Here is a 19,020-nt window from a genome sequence, read left to right as displayed (position 1 = left end):
ATTATCGCCGGGAATATACTCCCCCTGCAATCCTCATCCGCTTAGCGCTCGCGCATCGCCTCTTCAGCTTTATTGAACGGCTTAACCAGATAATCCATCACGGTTTTCTCTCCGGTTTTGATATCCACCGTGGAGACCATGCCGGGCGTGATAGAAAAGCGCCGGCCCGCTTTGTTCTGCACATAGTCGTTATCGGTGCGGATAAATACCCGATAGTAGTAGATCTCTGGTTTCACCTCATCCTGGATAGTGTCAGGTGAGATGCTCTCTACTACGCCATTGAGACCGCCATAGATGGCGTAATCGTAGGCGGAGATCTTCACCACCGCGCGCTGCCCCGGATGGATAAAGGCGATATCGCGCGGCGACAGGCGCGCCTCCACCAGCAGCCGGTCGTTGAGCGGGACAATGTTCATCAGCTCGCCGTTGGGCGGCACCACGCCGCCGACCGTGGAGACTTTGATATTTTTGACAATGCCGCGCATCGGGGCGCGGATCGTCAGTCGCGTCACCGTATCTTCGCGCCCTTTAATCACTTCCGCGAGGCTGTCCGCTTCCGCGCTCGCTTTGGCCAGCTCTTCACGCGCCTGAACATAATATTGCGAACGCATATCGGTCAGCTTCAGCTCCAGATCGGATTTTTCACGCTGCAGGCGCAGCACCTCCACGTTACTGGCTGCCCCGCTCTTTGCCAGCCGCTGCGTAATCGCCAGCTCGCGGTTAGCCAGCGCCAGCGACGCCTTAAACTGCTTCGTCGCGTCGTTGAGCTGTGCCCGCTTAGTATTATAGAGACGGGTTTCTGCCGCGATCAGATCGGGCCAGCCGCTAAGCTCATCCGGAAAGGTCAGCCGGGTGTCGTTAACCTCTGCCCGCAGGCGTGACGCCGCCGCCAGCGCGGCGCGATAGCGTGCCGCGCTTTCACCCACGCTTGACTGGGAACGGGTCGGATCGAGACGCGCCACCACCTCACCCGCCTGCACCTGATCGCCCTCATGCACGTACAGCTCCGTCAGAATGCCGCCCTCCAGCGACTGCAGCACCTGCTCGCGCGAGCTGGGGATTACCTTGCCGGTTCCGGTTGAGACTTCATCCAGCACGCCAAACCACGCCCAGATCAGCGCGACCAGCATCAGCGCGGCGCTGATAACAATCAGCCGCACCGCCCCGCTGTAGTGCGTTTCCGATTTCAGTTCACCCAGCAGATCGTCTGACGCATCTGTTTCAGCAGCCGTGACCAGCCGCAGTTTTGCCGGCAGCTGCTTCATGCGTTCACCTCCGGCAGATTTCCGCCGCTGCGCGCTGGCGGCAGCGCTTTCTCTTTCGGACTGTCCATGACCAGCTGTCCCTCTTTCAGCACCAGTATCCGATCCACCAGCGACAGAATCGCGGCGCGATGCGTCGCCACGATCAGCGTGCGGCCGTTCAGCCATGCGCCGAGGCGCTCAATAAACTCTTTCTCCGTGTGATCGTCGAGCGCGGCGGTGGGTTCATCCAGCAGCACGATATTGGGATCGCGCAGCAGCATGCGCGCCAGCAGCAGCGACTGCCGCTGCCCGCCGGAGAGGCCGGTGCCCCCCTCCATGACCGGGTGATCCAGCCCCAGCGGCAGGCGGCGAATAAATTCTGCTCCGCCGCTCACCGTCAGCGCAGAGAAGATGGCGTCGTCGGTAGCGTGCGCCGCGCCGAGCGTCAGGTTTTCACGCAGCGTACCGTGAAACAGACGCGCGTTTTGCGTCAGCAGCCCGACGTTGCGCCGCACGTCGGCCACGTCAATGTGCGGCAGGCTGAGGTTATCAAGCCGCAGCTCACCGCTCACCAGATCCATGCCGCCCGCCATCGCCTGCAGCAGCGTGGATTTACCGGAGCCGTTGCGGCCCAGCACCGCAATACGCTCCCCAGGCTGTATGGTCAGGGATTTAATGCGCAGCGCCATGGTCAGCGAGTCGCTGTAGTAGCGAAACATGGCGTCGGTGAACTGATAGTGGCCAAACAGCACCGGACAGTGAATACGCGTCTCATCGCTGCTGTTCTCTACCGGCAGGTTCATCAGGCCGTCGAGGCTGGTTTTCGCCGCCCTGACCTGCTGCCAGCGCGCCAGTACGCCGCACAGCGTTGCCATCGGCGCAATCATGCGCGAGGAGAGCAGCGACGCCGCGACAATCGCCCCGGTGGTGATATCGCCGTTGATCACCATCGGCGCGCCCACCACAATGACGCTGGCGTAAACCAGCCCCTGCACCGTTACGCCCCAGCTAATGAGCGAGTGCATCACCTTACGCATCGCGACGCCTGACTGCGCAGTAATACGGATATAACTGTTCCACTGTTGCAGAAAGCGATCTTCCGCCTGCATCAGCTTGATATCCTCCAGCCCCTGTACGCTCTCCACCAGCACTGCGTTACGCAGCGTGGACTCTTTCAGCGCCTGCTGCGCCAGCTTCGCCAGTTTTTTCTGGCTGAGCAGGCCCGGCAACACCATCAGCAGCACCGCCACCGGGGCGATCCACGCCAGCTGTGGCGCGATAATCGCCATAACCAGCAGAAACAGCAGGAAAAATGGCATATCGACAATCGCCGTCACGGTGGTTGAGGTCACCATTTCCCGGATCGCCTCCAGTTCACGCAGCTGGGAGATAAAAGTGCCGGTAGAGCGCGGCACCACGCTGTTGCGCAGCCGCAGCGCATGACCAAACACCCGATCGGAGACGCGCATATCGGCGCGCTTGCCCAGCAGATCGGTGACGTGATCGCGGCCCACGCGCAGAATATAGGTAAATACCACCGAAATGATCACGCCAGCATAGAGGACATAGAGCGTGGGATAAGATTGCGCCGGGATCACCCGGTCATAGACCTGCATCGAAAACACAATCCCTACCAGCGCCAGCAGATTGATCAAGAAGGACGCCAGCATCACATAGCCGTAGGGACGCAGATCGTGCAGCACCAGCCGCCGCAGCCAGTCGGGGCGAACGGTGGCGAGATAGCGATCGACCCGGCTATCTTTCGCCGCCGCCACCGGTCGCAGCGCGGCCACCACGCGGAGGGCGGGCAGCAGATCGGTGAGCATCACCGGCGTCGGCTGTTCATCGCCGGAAAAGTGCACCCGAACGCGGTCATCACCATCAAACGCCGTCACCACGCCGACCTGGCCATCATCCAGCTCTACTGCCAGCGGCAGGCGCCAGCGCGTGATCTCCCGGCTCTCCTCTGCAAACAGCTGCAGCGACAGCCCCGCCTGACGTGCCAGATGGCGCAGCGCTTTATCGCGCGTCTGTTTGCCCTGCCACTCCGCTGCTGCCATGATCATGCCCGGCGAACAGGGCAGCCGGTAGTGGGTGGCGATCTGAATAATGGCCGTGGCCCAGCCGTTAAGCGGCAGCTCGCCGCCGCTGGCGGACTGGCCCTCAGGCGCGTCCGGAATCGGTAATTGGGTCATGGCTGAATCTCCACGGTCTGGATGCGCTGGTTATTAAGCGTAAAGGCTGAACGGATCTGTCCGGTGCTGTAGAGGCAGTCGAGCTGCAGCGATCGCAGCTGGCTTACGGTCTGCTGTAGCGTAAAGCGGGTCTGCCACACCTCCTGTTCGGCATTGAGTACGTCCAGCAGCGGGCGCGTACCAAGCTGCAGATACTGATCCTGATAGAGCTGGCGGGTTTTCTCGCCCAGCGCCTGCTGGCGCCCCATGATCGCCAGACTCTGCGACAGGCTGAGCGCCTCATTCTGCGATTCGCTCAGCTGCTGACGCGCCTTCAGCCGTGCGGAATTTACCGCTGCGTTTGCCGCCTGCAGCGCGCTGGCGGCAGCGTCGCGCGCGGCGGTGATCCCGCCGCCCTGATAAAGCGGCATCTCGACTTTGACAAAGGCAGAGTACTGCGTGCGGTCCAGCGACTGACTGCCGGCGTAGCGATCGTTGAGATAGTGGGTAACCTGCGGTTCCAGCGAGATAGTCGGCAGGTTCTGCGCGCTGGCGTTATCAAGTTTGGCCTGCGCCTGATTAGCCTGCGCCCACGCGGCCAGCACCGCCGGATTGGTTTTGTCATCCGCTTTGCCACTGGCGCAGCCGCGGGTCAGCGTTGCGGGAAACTGGTCGCTGACCTGCTTTACCAGCGGCCAGCCCAGATAGGTGGCTAAGGTTGCGCGCCAGCGGTTAAGGCTCGCCTGATACTGCGTCAGGGTGGTGCGCGCGCCTTCAATACGCGCATCGGTCTGGGTCGCGTCGGAGAGCGAGGCCGCGCCCTCCTCATTACGCTGCCGCGCCAGTACGCCAATCCGGCTCAGGGCGCTGAGCTGATCGCGGGCAATCTTTACCAGCTGCTGATAGCCCTGCACCTGAACCAGTGCCGCTGCGGTATCGTGCGCCACGCTATCGATACTCACCAGCACGTTTGCCTGCTCCTGCGCCACGCCCGCCTCGGCAGAGCGCACCGAGCTGCTGACTTTGCCAAAGTCATAAAGCATCTGCGACACCGACAGCACAAATGAGGGGCTGAAGCCGCTGCCGCTGTAACTGTTGCTATAGCCATTGTTCATGCCCGCACTGATTTGCGGATAATATTTTGCTTTTGCCACATCGACCTGATTCGCCTGCTCCAGCATGGTGCCAATCGCCTGCGCGATATCAGGATGCCACTGCACCGCACGCTGCACCGCCTGCTCAATTGTCAGGGTCTCCGGCACGCTGCCCAGCGCCGGTTCGGCGACTTCGCCCGCGAGCGACGGCAGCTCCTGCTGCTGAACCAGCTCGCTTTGCGTAATAGATCCAGCGCGTATCAGCGTCTCACTGGCGGCACTAAGATGCGCACTGTAAAACAACAGAAAGCCCGCGCTTACTGCGGCGGGCAGAGAGGAACGGCGAAAAGGTGCGCCGGATTGCATCAGATCCATCGATTATCCACCAGTCAGAATAGAGAAAGGGCACCTCCTGTGCCCGTGATGCTTCCCTGCGTCACACACCACTATGCCGTGTGGTTTTGGTGCGGTTGCTGCAGCAGCTCCTCCAGTGACACGTTAACGCCTTCCAGCGTGATCAGCTGCGTAGTGCTGTAGCCCGTCCCGCTACCGTCACGATCGATTGAAAGCACGGTGCTGCCATCAGAAGTATGGTCCACTTTCACGAAATCATTAATATTACTTGTGGAATCATTCCAGCCGATCAGCAGTTCACTGATATCAATCTTGTCTCCCTGGGCGACGTTAAAGTCGGTCCAGGTGTCGTGGCCGTTGCCGCCGGTGGCGTCAGCGCGATCCAGCAGATGGTAAACCAGCGTATCTGCGCCGGCGCCAGCGGTGATGGTGTCATCGTAGGCGCTGCTGGTCAGCGTATCGTTACCGCCGGTTCCGTTAATGGTCGGGTGCAGCTCAATGGTGAAGCTGTGGCTGGTCAGGGTGCCGTCCCGGCCCGCCAGGGTGTAACTGAATACCTCCTTATGCGTAATGTTCTGGACGTTAACATCCGCATTGAGTGAGTAGGTGTAGCTTCCGCTGGCGCTGACCTGCAGCACGCCGAACTCACCGGCTACCTGCGTCATACCGGCCGCTCCCACCGTGGTTTCTGCCCCCAGAGCATTAGTGATGGTTAAGGTTCCGCTGTGCGTGCCGGCGCTGTCAGCCCAGATGCTGCCGCTCGCGTCATGCTCAGCGCTGCTGCTTTCCGCCAGCAGACTGGTGGCGGCAAACAGCGTGGCCGCCGGGCCGTTATGCAGCGTTACCGTCAGCGTGGCGGAGGTTACCGTGCCGCTGGCGTCCCGCACTGAATAGGTAAAGGTATCCGTCGCCGGCAGCGTGTCGATATTCAGTCCCGCTTTCAGCGCATAGGTATAGTTGCCTCGCGCATCCAGGGTCAGCGTACCGTAGCTGCTGTTGATCACCGTATTACCCGTGCCAGCAACCGTTGCGCCGCCCGCCGTTGTAACCGCCACACCGGCCGGTACCGTACCGGCTATCGAACTGGTGTCGTTCGCCAGCAGATTACCGGTGACGGTGGCCGCCGTGGTCACCGCCAGCGTGGTGTAGTCTGACACCGTGCTCACGGTAGTGGTGGGCAGTACGCTGAGGTTGGTATTCGCGCCGACCACTACCGCGTAGTTACCGGTACTCAGATTGCTGTAGGTGACGTTACCGCCGCGAATCGTTCCGATTGAGAGCAGAGAGCTGATGTAGTTGCTCTGCGAACTCACCAGCTGCCAGGAGCCGTTACTCAGCTGCGTGTAGAGGTTTAGCGAGTAGTTAGCCGCCACGCCGATACTGTTTACTGAGCCGTAGAGCGTTACCGTGCGGAAATCGTCCTGACCCACATTGAAGATATAGGCGTTACCGTTATTGAGCACGCTGGCGCCCAGTAGCGAGCCGACCCCCAGGGTAAGCAGCGCCGTGTGCGAAGAGTTCACGGTGCCGTTATTGATGGTGGCCTGCGTGGTGCCGTAATCAACCTCGCTAACATCGTTGGTCGCCACAACGCGGATGGCTCCCAGCAGCGACGCCGATGGCGAAACGTTGCCCGCTCTGTCGCTCTGCGTCACCGAGAGCGTGGCACCGGTAGTCTGCGCAGTGCTCAGCGCCACTGACCAGCTGCCGCCGCTGCCCACCGTGGTGGTGCCGAGCGTGACGCCGCTGGCGTCGCGGACCGTCACCGTTGCGCCGACCTCGCCGCTGCCGGTGACGCTGGTGCCGGCGCTGTTGATCAGCAATCCGGATACCGCCGCCGGTGGCACCGTGTCAACGGTGATGGTGGTCGCTACGTTGGTGCTGCTGACGTTACCTGCCGGATCAGTCACCGTGGTGCTCAGGGTATGCGCCCCGTTGCTCAGCGCCGCGGTGGTAAAGCTCCAGCTGCCGCCCGTACCCACCGTGACGGAACCCAGTGCGGTCGTGCCGTCAAAAATGGTCACCAGCGCGCCCGCTTCTGCCGTACCGCTCAGCGTCGGCGTGGTATCGCGCGTAAAGGCACCGCTGGTCAGCGTTACCGGCGCGCTGCCCGCATCATCCGTAATGGTGAGCGTGCTGGCCACCGGCGCTACGGTGTCAACCCGCAGCGTGACCGAAGCCTGCGGGCTGACGTTACCCGCCGCGTCGGTCTGCGTCACGTTGAGCGTATGGGGACCATTACCCAGCGCTGGCGTGATGAAGCTCCAGCTGCCGCTGCCGCCGACGGTCGCAGTTCCCAGTAGCGTAGTGCCGTCGTAAACGCTGACGCGTGCACCCGCCTCGCCCGATCCGCTCAGCAGCGGCGTGCTGTCATTGGTCACGCCGTTGTTGGGGATAGCGATCGCCGTACTGCCGTTGTTATTAGCCAGGGTCAGGCCGGTTACGGCAACCGGCACCGTGGTGTCGATAATCGCCGTCGAACTGATGCTGCTGCTGACGTTACCCGCGGCATCAGTGGCGGTGATGCTGAAGGTGTGCGATCCCTCGGAGAGGGCTGTTCCCGGCGTGAAGCTCCAGCTGCCGCTGCTGCTGGCGGTCACCGACCCCAGGACAGTGGTGCCGTCGCGCACAATCACCAGACTGTTTGCCTCGGCCGTGCCGCTCAGGGTTGGCGTGCTGTCGCGCGTCGCGCCGCCATTTACCACCGTGGTGTTGTTAATGTCGTTGGTGACCACCAGCGTTGGCGCAGCGGGGGCCACGGTATCAACGGTAATCGACACCGCCGGCGTCGCCGGGCTGACGTTGCCCGCGGCGTCACGTACCGTCGTGCTCAGCGAATGCACGCCGTTGCTCAGCGCAGCTGGCGTAAAGCTCCATGCGCCGTCGCTGCCTGCCACCACCGATCCCAGCACCGTGCTGCCGTCATACACCGTGACGACCGCGCTCGCCTCCGCCGTCCCGCTCAGCGTTGGCGTCGCGTCATTGGTGACTGCGCCAACGCTGAGCGGTCCGGTCACCGGCGCCATATCGTCCGTGATCGTCAGGTTACTGACCGCTGCCGGCGCCACCGTATCCACCGTCAGCGTGATGCTGGCTGGCGGACTGACGTTTCCGGCGGCGTCGGTCTGGGTCACGTTCAGGGTGTGACTGCCTTCACTCAGCACCGGGCTGACAAAGCTCCAGCTGCCGTTACTGCTGACAATCGCCGTGCCCAGCGCAACATTGCCGTCAAGGATAGTTACGCGTGCGCCCGCCTCACCGGATCCGGTCAGCAGCGGCGTGCTGTCACTGGTCACGCTATTATTGGGAATCGCGATCGCCGTACTGCCGTTGTTGTTGGCGGCAGCCAGACCGGTAACCGCACCTGGCGCAACGGTATCAATGATCGCCGTTGAGCTGACGCTGCTGCTGACGTTGCCTGCCGCATCGGTGGCGGTGATGCTGAAGGTATGCGATCCCTCAGCGAGCGCCGTGGCAGGGGTAAAGCTCCAGCTGCCGGTACCGCTGGCGGTGACTGAACCGAGTAGCGTGGTGCCGTCGCGGATAATCACCAGGCTATTGGCCTCGGCGCTGCCGCTCAGGGTTGGCGTGCTGTCGCCGCTTGCTGCGCCGTTCGCCACCGTGGTGTTCGCCACGTCGTTGGTCACGACCAGCGTTGGCGCAGCCGGCGCTACGGTGTCCACGGTGATTGCGACCGTGGGCGACGCCGCGCTGACGTTGCCTGCCGCATCACGCACCGTGACGCTCAGCGCATGCGGACCATTATTCAGCGCGGGCGACGTAAAGCTCCACGCGCCGCTGCCGTCGGCCACAGTGGAACCCAGTACTGCAGTGCCGTCATAGACGGTGACCACGCCCCCCGCCTCTGCCGTACCGCTCAGCACCGGCGTGGTGTCGTTGGTCACGGCGCCGTTAGTCAGAGGACCGGTGTTCGGCGCGGCGTCATCGGTGACCACCAGATTGCTTACTGCGGCTGGCGGAGTGGTATCGACCGTCAGCGTCAGCGTCGCATTCGGGCTGACGTTACCGGCCGCATCGCTGGCGGTAACGTTAAAGGTGTGTGCCCCCTCTGCCAGCGCCGGCGTGACAAAAATCCACGCGCCGCCGCTGCCCGCCGTTACCGATCCGAGAACGGTGTCGCCGTCGCGGATCGTCACCACGCTGCCCGCCTCTGCCGTGCCCCTGAGCAGCGGAGTGGCATCGCTGGTGGTGCCGCCGGCGGCAATTGCCACCAGCGCGCTGCCGTTGTTGTTAGCCGCGTTCAGGCCGCTCACGGCGACCGGCGCCACGCTATCCACAATCAGCGTGGTGCTGGTCGCGCCGCTGACGTTGCCCGCCACATCGGTGGCGGTGACGCTCAGGGTATGCAGTCCCTGGTTCAGCGTAGTGCTGACATAGCTCCAGCGTCCTTCCGCATCAGCGGTCACCGAGCCCAGCACCGCGTTACCGTCGCGTACCGTGACAATGGCGTTCGCTTCCGCCACGCCGCTTAAGGTCGGCGTCGCATCGCTGCTGTAGCCACCCGCCGGGATGGTTGCGCTGGTCACATCGTTGGTCACCACCAGCGTTGAGGTGGCTGGCGCAGTGGTATCCACTACTACGGTAAAGTTCACCGGATCGCTGCTGCTGCCCGCCGCATCGCGTACCGTGACGCTGAGCGGATGCGTACCTTCGCTCAGCGCGGCAGGGGTGAAGCTCCAGGCTCCGTCGCCGTTTGCCACCACCGATCCCAGCACCGTAGTGCCTTCACTGATCACCACCACGCTGTTTGCCGCGGCGCTGCCGGAGAGCGTTGGCGTGGTATCGTCAGTCGGCGTACCGCTGGTCAGCGGCCCCTGAATCGCGCCGGCGTTATCCGTTACCGTCAGTGCCGTGACCGGGGCGACCGCTGCGGTCAGCACGGTAAAGCTGATATCGCTCACCGGGCTGACGTTGCCCGCCGCATCGGCGGCACTCACGCTCAGCGTGTGCGGACCATCCGCCAGCGCGGCGGTGGTAAAGCTCCACGCGCCGTTGGTGCCGGCGGTTACCGAGCCGAGCACGGTGGTGCCGTCCCGCACGGTAACGATGCTGCCCGCCTCAGCGGTGCCGCTCAGCTGCGGCGTGTTGTCGCTGGTGGTGCTGCCAGCCGCGATAGTCAGCGGCGTGCTGCCGTTGTTATTGACCGCCGTCAGGCCGGAGATAGCCGCCGGTGCCACGGTATCCACCACCACCGTGGTGACGGCAGAGGCGATACCGGTATTACCGGCCGCATCGGTGACGCGCACGCTCAGGGCGTGACTGCCCTCGCCCAGCGCGGCAGGGGTAAAGCTCCAGGCGCCCGCGCCGCTGGCGATAGCGGTACCGAGCAGCGTGGTGCCGTCATACACGCTGACCGTGGCGTTTGCCTCCGTGGTGCCGCTCAGCGCTGGCGTACTGTCATTGATGGTTGCTCCGCTGGTGAGCGGCGTAGCCGAATCACCCGCGGTGACGTTCACCGTGCCGGCCGCAGGGGCTACCGTATCGACCGTGATGTTCAGCGCGCCGGAGCGATCGCTGACGTTGCCCGCCGCATCGGTCACTGTCACACTAAGCGCGTGCGCGCCCTGGCTCAGCAGCGGCAGCGTAGTGCTCCATGCGCCGTCGCCGTCAGCAGTGACCGAAGCGATTACCGTATTGCCATCGTAGATGGTCACCAGCCCGCCCGCTTCCGCCGTGCCGCTGAGCTGTGGCGTACTGTCGTTAGTCACGCCGTTATCCGTTACCGGCACCGGCGTGGCACCGTTGTTATTCGCCGCCGCGAGATCGGTGACGACGTCGGGCACGACGGTATCGACAATGAAATTAATCACCGCTGACGGATCGCCAGGATTGCCGGTTTCATCCGTGCTGACGACAGAAATCGCGTGCGCGCCCTCATCCAGTACCGGATCTGGCGTATAGCTCCACTGTCCGTTCGCGTCTATCGGCAGAGTAGCCAGCACTGTACCGTTATCAGAAATGGTTACAGTGCCATTTGCCGGACCCGTTCCCTGCAGGACCGGCGTGTTGTCACGGATAGCGGCCCCGTCTGTTACCGTTACCAGCGTGCTGCCGCTGTTATCGGTGATCTGCAGCGTGCTGTCGACCGGTGGCAGATCGGCTTCAATCGTCAGCGTAAAGGCGTCGGTAGCCGGGCTGACGTTACCCGCCGCATCGGTCACGGTGAACGTAAAGCTATGCTCGCGGTTTGACAGCGCGGCATCTGGCGTAAAGCTCCAGCTGCCGTTTTCGTCAGCGGTGGCCGTTCCCAGCAGCACGTTGTCGTCATAGACCGTTATCGTGCTGCCCGCCTCCGCCGTGCCGCTGAAGGCCGGGAGATTATCATCAGTGATCGCGCCTGACGTCAGCGGACCTTCAGCGCCGCCGACGCTGTCGGTAACAAGCAGATCGTCAATTGCCTCCGGTGCCACCGTGTCGATAGTGATGGTAATCGGGCCGGTAACCGGGCCGGCGGTGCCCGCCGCGTTGCTGACCGAGACGCTGAAGGCATAGGTTGCATCGTCCAGCGCTGCGGATTCATAACGCCAGACGCCATTCTCACCCACGGTTGTGGTGCCAACGATGGCTCCATCCTGAATGATATTCACTACCGTGCCGGCGACGCCGGTTCCGCGCAGCACCGGCGTGCTGTCACTGGCGAAGCCGTTGTTCGCCACCAGCACCGGCGTGGTGCTGGCGTTGTTGTAGATATCAAAGCTCAGCACCGCGGCTGGCGTACTGGTATCGACCGTAAAGCTGACCGTCGACGCCACCTCGCTGACGTTGCCCGCTACATCGGTGGCGGTCACCGTCAGGGTGTGCGCCCCCTCAGCCAGCGCGCTGGTGTTGAGGCTCCAGGCCCCCTGAGGATCGGCGGTGGTTCTGCCAACCTCCTGCGCACCGTCATACACAATAATGGTCGCTCCTGCCTCTGCGGTACCGCTGATGAGCGGCGTCGCATCAGGAGTTACGCTGTTGCTATTGATGGTTACCGGCGTCGCTTGTATATCATTCTGCAGCAGCAGATCGCCTGCCGGCTGCGGCGCAGTGGCATCAATATTGATGGTCAGCGCACCGGACGGTGCGCTGACGTTGCCCACTTCATCGGTGACCGTGGCGCTCAGCGTGTGCTGGCCGTCGGTCAGTACCGGTGAGCTGAAGCTCCAGCTGCCGTCGCCGTCCGCCGTCACCGAGCCAATCACCACTCCGCCGTCATACAGCGTAATCAGGCTGTCGGGTTCCGCGGTGCCGCTCAGCAGTGGCGTATTGTCCGTGGTCAGCGCGCCGTTTGTCAGAGGCTGCGGTGTCGTACCGTTGTCGTTACTGACCACCAGCGATGTGGCATCCGGCAGCGTGGCGTCCACGGTAAAGGCGACAGGAGCAGAAGCCGGACCGGTGTTACCGGCCGTATCGGTCACCGTGGTGGTGAGGCTGTAGCTGCCATCGTCCAGCTGCGGCAGCTGATAGCTCCACTGTCCGTTACTGCCGGTGGTCACGCTGGCCAGTATTGCGGTTCCGTCCAGAATCGTTACCACGCTGCCCGGCTCTGCGGTGCCGCTGAGGAACGGCGTATTATCCGTGGTGATGCTGCCGCTGGCGATAGCCACCGGCGTGGTGCCGTCGTTGTTCGTCAGCGCGATGTTCGCTGCCACCGCCGGCGGCGTGGTATCAACGATCGCACTGAAAGTCACCGGTGCGCTGACGTTACCAAGCGTGTCAGATGCCGTGGCGGTAAAGGTGTAGCTGCCGTCCGCCAGCGCGGTGGCAGGCGTAAAGCTCCAGCTTCCCTGTCCGTTTACCGTGGTGGAACCCAGCAGCGTACCGCTCTGATCGGTAAGGGTAATAATGCTGCCCGCATCCCCGCGACCGCTGAACAGCGGCGTGCCATCATTAGTGAGGCCCCCGTTGGGAACGGCTACCGGCGCAGTGCCGTTATCATTACTCAGCGTCAGCTGCGTAACGGCGGAAGGCGCCGTGGTGTCCACGGTAAAGGCGATCGGCGCACCCGGCGCGCTGCTGTTACCGGCGGCGTCGGTGACCGTCACGCTCAGGCTGTGCGGGCCGTCGCTGAGGATCGGCGAGAAGCTCCAGTTACCCTGTGCATCGGTCGTGGTGGTACCGAGGATCAGATTGCCATCAGATACAACGATGGTGCTGCCAGGCTCTGCGCGACCGGAGAACTCAGGCGTGTTGTCACCGGTGGTGGAGCCGGATGTAATCGCCTGCGGCGTAGCGCCATTGTTGTTCACCAGCGCGATCTCAGTGGCCGCAGCCGGTGCGACCGTATCCACGGTAAAGGTGATTGTGGGCGAAGCGGGGCTGGTGTTCCCGGCTGCGTCGCTGACAACGGTGCTCAGGTTATGCTCGCCCTGCGTAAGCGCGCCGGTCGTGAACTGCCAGCTGCCGCTGCTGTTCACGGTAACCGAACCGATTTGCGTAGCGCCGTCATAGATCAGCACCACGCTGCCCGGCTCGGCTGAACCGATCAGCTGCGGCGTCGCGTCGTTGGTCACGTCACCGCTGTTGATCGGCACCAGCGTGCTGCCTTCATTGTTGTTAACCAGCACGTTCTGCGCTGCTTCCGGTGCCTGCGTATCCACGTTAATCGTGGTTACGGCCGAGGCCGGACTGACGTTGCCCGCCGGCGTCGTCTCCGTAATGCTCAGCGCATAGCTGCCATCATCCAGGGCTACGGGCGTATACTGCCAGCCGCCATCCCCACCGGCTACCACGCTGCCGATAGCCGTGCCGTCATTATAAATAGTGATCAGACTGCCGGCGGCGGCCGTACCGCTGAGCTGCGGCGTACTGTCGCTGGTGTAGCCGTTACTGGCAACCGGCACGCCTTCGCCGGAAGTGACGGAGAAAGCAGGTGCAGCCGGCACGCTGGTATCCACCGTCAGGGTCACAGAGTTGCCTGTAGCGCTGACGTTGCCTGCGGCGTCGGTCGCGGTGGCCCGTAAGGTATGTGCGCCATCGGTCAGGACCGTGTCGCTAAAGCGCCAGGCCCCGTCTGCGTCTGCCCGGACAGAGCCGATAGCGGCTGTTCCGTCATAGAGCGTTACCAGGCTACCTGCCTCAGCGCTGCCGCTCAGCACCGGTGTGGCGTCGTTGGTGACGCCGGTGATCGGTGCGTTATTGTCATCCCTCGCGGTCAGGTCGACTACGGCGCCAGGGGCTGTGGTATCGATGGTGAAGTTATATGCAGAGGAGGCCGCGCCGGTGTTACCGGCGGCGTCAGTCACTCGCGTGGTCAGGCTGTAATCGCCCTCAGCCAGCGGCGCATCCGGCGTAAAGCGCCAGCCGCCGTCACTGCCTGCAGTGACGCTGCCCAGTACTTCGCCGTTGTTATAGACGGTCACGATGCTGCCCGCTTCCGCCGTGCCGCTTACCACCGGCAAGGTGGTATTGGTCGCACCGGCCTCGGCGACAGGGCGCGCCACGCCGCCCGCCTCATTGCTGACCTGCAAAGCCTCTGCAGCTTCGGGTGCCGTTGTATCAATGGTGAAATTCAGCGGTGCCGATGGCGCGCTGACGTTGCCCGCCGGATCGGTAACGGTAGTGGTCAGGCTGTAATCGCCCTCAGGCAGCGGTGCCTCTGGCGTGAAGCTCCAGTTGCCGTCTGTATCTGCGGTTACGCTGCCCAGCACCGTGTCGCCATTGGAAACGGTGATCAGCGCACCCGGTTCGGCGCTGCCGCTCAGCACCGGCGACGTCGTGTTGGTCACGCCGTTATCAACCGGCAATGGCGTTTCGCCGTCGTTGTTACTGAGCTGCAGCTCGCCTGCCGCCGCTGGCGGAATAGTATCAACGGTAAACACCAGCGCAGCAGAAGGCTCGCTGACGTTACCCGCCGGGCTGGTTACCGTAGCCGTCAGGCTGTGCGGACCCTCGCTCAGCGGCGACTCTGGCGTAAAGCGCCATGTACCGCCGTCATCCACGACCACGCTGCCCAGCACCGTGGTGCCGTCAAGTACCGTTACCGTGCTGCCCGCAGCCGCCGTGCCGCTCAGCACCGGGGTAGTATCACTGGTAGTCCCGTTGGTGACCGTCACCAGCGTGCCGCTGCTGTCATTACTCAGCACCAGATCGTCCGCCACAGGCGGCGGCGTGGTGTCAATCGTAAAGTTAAGCGGTTCAGACTCATCGCCGCGGTTACCCGCCGCATCCGTGACCGTAGTGGTCAGGCTGTGCGGTCCGGCTGCCAGCGGCGTTTCCGGCGTAAAGCGCCACGCTCCGGTGCCGTCAGCGCTGACGCTGCCCAGCAGCGTGCCGTTATCATAGACGCTGACCGTGCTGCCTGGCTCAGCGCTGCCGCTCAGCGCCGGCGAGGTGTCGTTAGTTACGCCGCCGGCGTTGATGGCGTTACCGTTTTGATCGTTACTCAGCTGCAGGCCGCCTGCCGCAACGGGCGGTGTAGTATCAATGGTCAGCACCAGCGGTGCAGAAGGCGCACTGCTGTTCCCTGCCGGTGAGGTGGTGACGGCCGTCAGGCTGTGCTCACCGTCTGCCAGCGGTTCGTCTGGGGCAAAACTCCAGCTTCCCCCCTCTCCCACGGTAACGGAGCCCAGTACTTCATCCCCATCTGAAATTGTCACCACGCTGCCTGCGGCCACGCCGCTGCCGCTCAGCAGCGGCGTGGCGTCATTCGTCAGACCGTTGTTAACCGGAACCGGCGCAGTACCTTCATCGTTAGCCGCCTGCAGAGCAGCGGGTGCCGCTGGCGCAGTCGTATCGATGGTAAACACCACTGCCGTGGACGCTGCCCCGCTGTTGCCAGCCGGATCGGTGACAACCGTGGTCAGGCTATGTTCACCCGGCTGCAGTACCGGTGAGGTAAAGCTCCAGCTGCCGTCGCTACCGGCGGTGGTGCTGCCCAGCACGTTACCGTTATCAGAAACGGTGACGGTACTGCCTGGCTCAGCGCTTCCGCTGAGTACCGGCTTAGTGCTGTTAGTAATGCCGGTGATTTCGTTACCGTTTTGCCCGTTGCTCAGCAGCAGATCGCTGGCGATCGCGGGTGCAGTAGTGTCGATCACCACGCTGACCGGGGCACTGGCCGGCCCGGTGTTGCCCGCCGTATCGGTTACGGTGGTGGTAAGCGCGTGCGCGCCTTCATCCAGCGGCTGCGGCGGCGTAAAGCTCCAGCTGCCGTCGCCGCCCGCCACGGTACTGCCCAGAACGTCGCCATTATCAGAAACGGTGACGATGCTGCCCGGCTCGGCGCTGCCGCTGAGGGTCGGCGTGGTTTCATTCGTGGCACCGCCCGCCGGCAGCGCGTTACCCTCCTGGTTGTTCAGCTGCAGACCGCTGGCGGCGGCCGGTGGCTGCGTATCTACCGTGACCGCCACCGGGTCAGAGGCGGGGCCGGTATTACCGGCCGCATCGGTGACCGTGCTGGTCAGCGCGTGTTCGCCATCGCTGAGCGGCGGCGTGGTATAGCTCCAGTTGCCCTGAGCATCCGTGGTGGCGGTGCCAAGCACCGTATCACCGTCGCGGACGGTCACCGTGGAGCCAGGCTCCGCGGTGCCGCTCAGCGTCGGCGTAGTGAGACTGGTGCTGCTGCCTGGCGTAACCGGATCGCCATTTTCATTGCTGAGCTGAACGCCGGACGGCGCGGCGGGCACGCTGGTATCGATGGTGATATTGATAACCGATGAGGAGGTCTCCGCCCCCGCTGCGCTGGTGGCAACCGCCCGGAACGCATAGGGGCCGTCGGCTAACGCGGCAGGCGTAAAGCGCCACTGGCCGTCACCGTCTGCGACGACGCTGCCCAGTAGCGTAGTACCGCTATAGAGTCTGACCACGTCGCCAGCGGTGGCGACGCCGCTCAGCACCGGGGTGTTATCGCCGGTGCTGTCGTTATCTGCCAGCGTAACCAGCGTGCTGCCGCTGTCATCTGTTACCTCCAGTGAGCTGGTTGCCGGCACGCTGCCGGCATCAATCGCCAGCGTAAACGCCGGTGACGCCGGGCTGACGTTCCCTGCAGCGTCGGTCACGGTGGTGGTAATGTTATGCTGACCGTTGCTCAGCGCCGGCAGCGTCAGGCTCCAGCTGCCGTTGCTATCCACAACGGCGCTGCCCAGCAGCACGTCGCCGTCATAAATGCGCACCACGCTGCCCGCTTCGGCCGTGCCGCTCAGCGTCGGCGTGTTGTCATCGGTGAGCTGGCCTGAAGTCAGCGGGCCGGTACTAGCGCCTGCGTTATCAGTGACCTGCAGATTGCTGACCGCCGCTGGTGCGACTGTATCTACGGTAAAATTCAGCGGCGCAGAGACGGGGCTGCTGTTGCCAGCCAGATCGGTTACGGTGGTGGTCAGGCTGTGGCTGCCCTCACCCAGCTGCGGCGTGGTAAAGCGCCAGCTGCCGTCGCTGTTGGTGGTCACGCTGCCCAGCACGGTGTCGCCATCACGAATCGTCACCAGCGCACCCGGTTCCGCCGTGCCGCTCAGCACCGGCCGGGCATCGTTAACGGTGCTCTCCGGCGCGATATTGACTACGGTGCTGCCGTCACTGCCGGTTAGCGTCAGCGCATCAGCCGCTGCCGGTGCCACGCTGTCGACGGTGATATTCAGCGGCGCGCTTTGCGTGACGTTGCCTGCGCCATCGGTAGTACGCAGGTAGAAACTGTGCAGCCCCTGGAACAGACCGCGCAGGGCAAACGACCACTGGCCGTTGCTATCGGCGACAACGCTGCCGATTTCAGTGTTTCCGTCAAAGAGTGTAATCAGGTTGCCCGGCGTGCTGACGCCGCTTAGCGTTAACTCCTCGCTGCGCGTGGTCGCGCCGTCGGTCAGCGGCTGCAGCGTATTATCACCGGTGCTTACCGCTTCCAGCGGCGTGGTCGCTGGCGGCAGATCCGCCTGGACGTTAAGCGTGAAAGGTGTGCTGGCCGGACCAATGTTACCGGCCGCGTCAGTGCTGATAACGGTGAAGCTGTGCGCGCCGTTGCTGAGCGCAGGGGTGGTAAACTGCCAGCTGCCGTTAACGTCAACCAGGGCCACACCAAGCAGTACGTCACCATCGTAGATGCTGACCGAGGCGCCCGGCTCCCCGCTGCCGCTCAGCACGGGCGTATTGTCATCAGTAGTGGCGTTTTGCGGCAGCTCAACCTGGCTGTCGCCCGCGTCGTCAAAGACCCGCAGATCGGTTATCGCCTCCGGAGCCGTGGTATCAACCGTCAGCTGCAGCGGAGCGGAAGCGGGGCCGGTATTGCCTGCCGCATCCGTCACGGTAGTAGTCAGAGTATGGCTGCCTTCACTCAGCACCGGGGTGGTAAAACTCCAGCGCCCGTCGCTGTCTGCGATAGCGCTGCCCAGTACCGTCGTGCCGTCACGTACGGTGATGACGCTGCCTGGTTCAGCGCTGCCGCTTAACACCGGCGTGGTATCACGGGTCACGCCATTCGTGGCAATTGGCGCGAGCGGGCCGCTGCTGTCGCTGCTGAGCAGCAGATCGCTGGCGACGGCTGGCGGCACCGTATCAATAGTAATGGTCAGCGTGACGGATGATGTGCTATTTCCGGCGGCATCGGTGGCTACCGCGCGGAAGGCGTAGCTGCCATCCGGCAGCGCTGCAGGCGTAAAACTCCACTGCCCGCTTGCGTCGGCAAGCGTGCTGCCAAGTACGGTAGTGCCGTTATAGAGCGTAACCAGCTCATTGGCGCCCGCCAGCCCGCTCAGGGTTGGGGTGGTGTCACGCGTGCTGGACCCGTCCGGCAGCGTACGCAGCGCAGGGCTGCTGTCATCGGTGATTTCCAGCGTGCTGCTGGTAGGTGCGATGCCGGCGGCGACATTGATCACGAATCCGCTGGTGGCGGGACTGACATTGCCTGCCGCATCGGTGACCGTCACGCTCAGCGTGTGGCTGCCGTTATTCAGTGCCGGTGTGGTAAAGCTCCAGCGCCCGTCTGCTCCCGCCGTGACGCTGCCAAGCAGAACGGAACCGTCATACACTTTAACCACGGCTCCCGCTTCCGCCGTACCGGTCAGCGTTGGCGTATTGTCATCGGTGGTTTGCCCGTTGAGTAACGGCCCCTGGCTGCTGCCGACATTGTCGCTGACCACGATATTTCCGGCCGGATCGGGTGCGGTGGTGTCGCCGTTACCAGGATTGCCGCCACCGTTGCCGGGATCGCCGCCGCCAGGATTGTTG

Annotated in this window: 4 protein-coding genes; all 4 read right to left on the bottom strand. The window is 63.5% G+C overall.

Annotated elements, in window-relative coordinates; genetic code table 11:
* Nucleotides 1-41 precede the first annotated feature (41 nt).
* On the bottom strand, nucleotides 42-1,265 hold the full coding sequence (locus DBY66_RS15920) for an HlyD family type I secretion periplasmic adaptor subunit (protein WP_108570054.1): 1,224 nt from the start codon (nucleotides 1,263-1,265) through the stop codon (nucleotides 42-44).
* Entirely contained in the window at nucleotides 1,262-3,439 is a 2,178-nt protein-coding gene (locus tag DBY66_RS15915) for a type I secretion system permease/ATPase (protein ID WP_108570055.1), read from the bottom strand. The genes DBY66_RS15920 and DBY66_RS15915 overlap by 4 nt, the downstream gene beginning before the upstream one ends.
* Nucleotides 3,436-4,887, bottom strand: coding sequence for a TolC family outer membrane protein (locus tag DBY66_RS15910; RefSeq protein WP_108570056.1), 1,452 nt, complete (start codon nucleotides 4,885-4,887; stop codon nucleotides 3,436-3,438). Before DBY66_RS15910 ends, DBY66_RS15915 begins: the two co-directional genes overlap by 4 nt.
* 71 nt (nucleotides 4,888-4,958) lie before the next feature.
* Nucleotides 4,959-19,020: Ig-like domain-containing protein (locus tag DBY66_RS15905; RefSeq protein ID WP_113049444.1), on the bottom strand; the 14,062-nt coding region annotated here is incomplete at its 5' end.

The organism is Pantoea sp. RIT413 (assembly GCF_003057675.2).
GTDB classification, from domain to species: Bacteria; Pseudomonadota; Gammaproteobacteria; order Enterobacterales; family Enterobacteriaceae; genus Pantoea; species Pantoea eucrina.
This window is presented reverse-complemented; position numbering and strand designations above follow the sequence as displayed.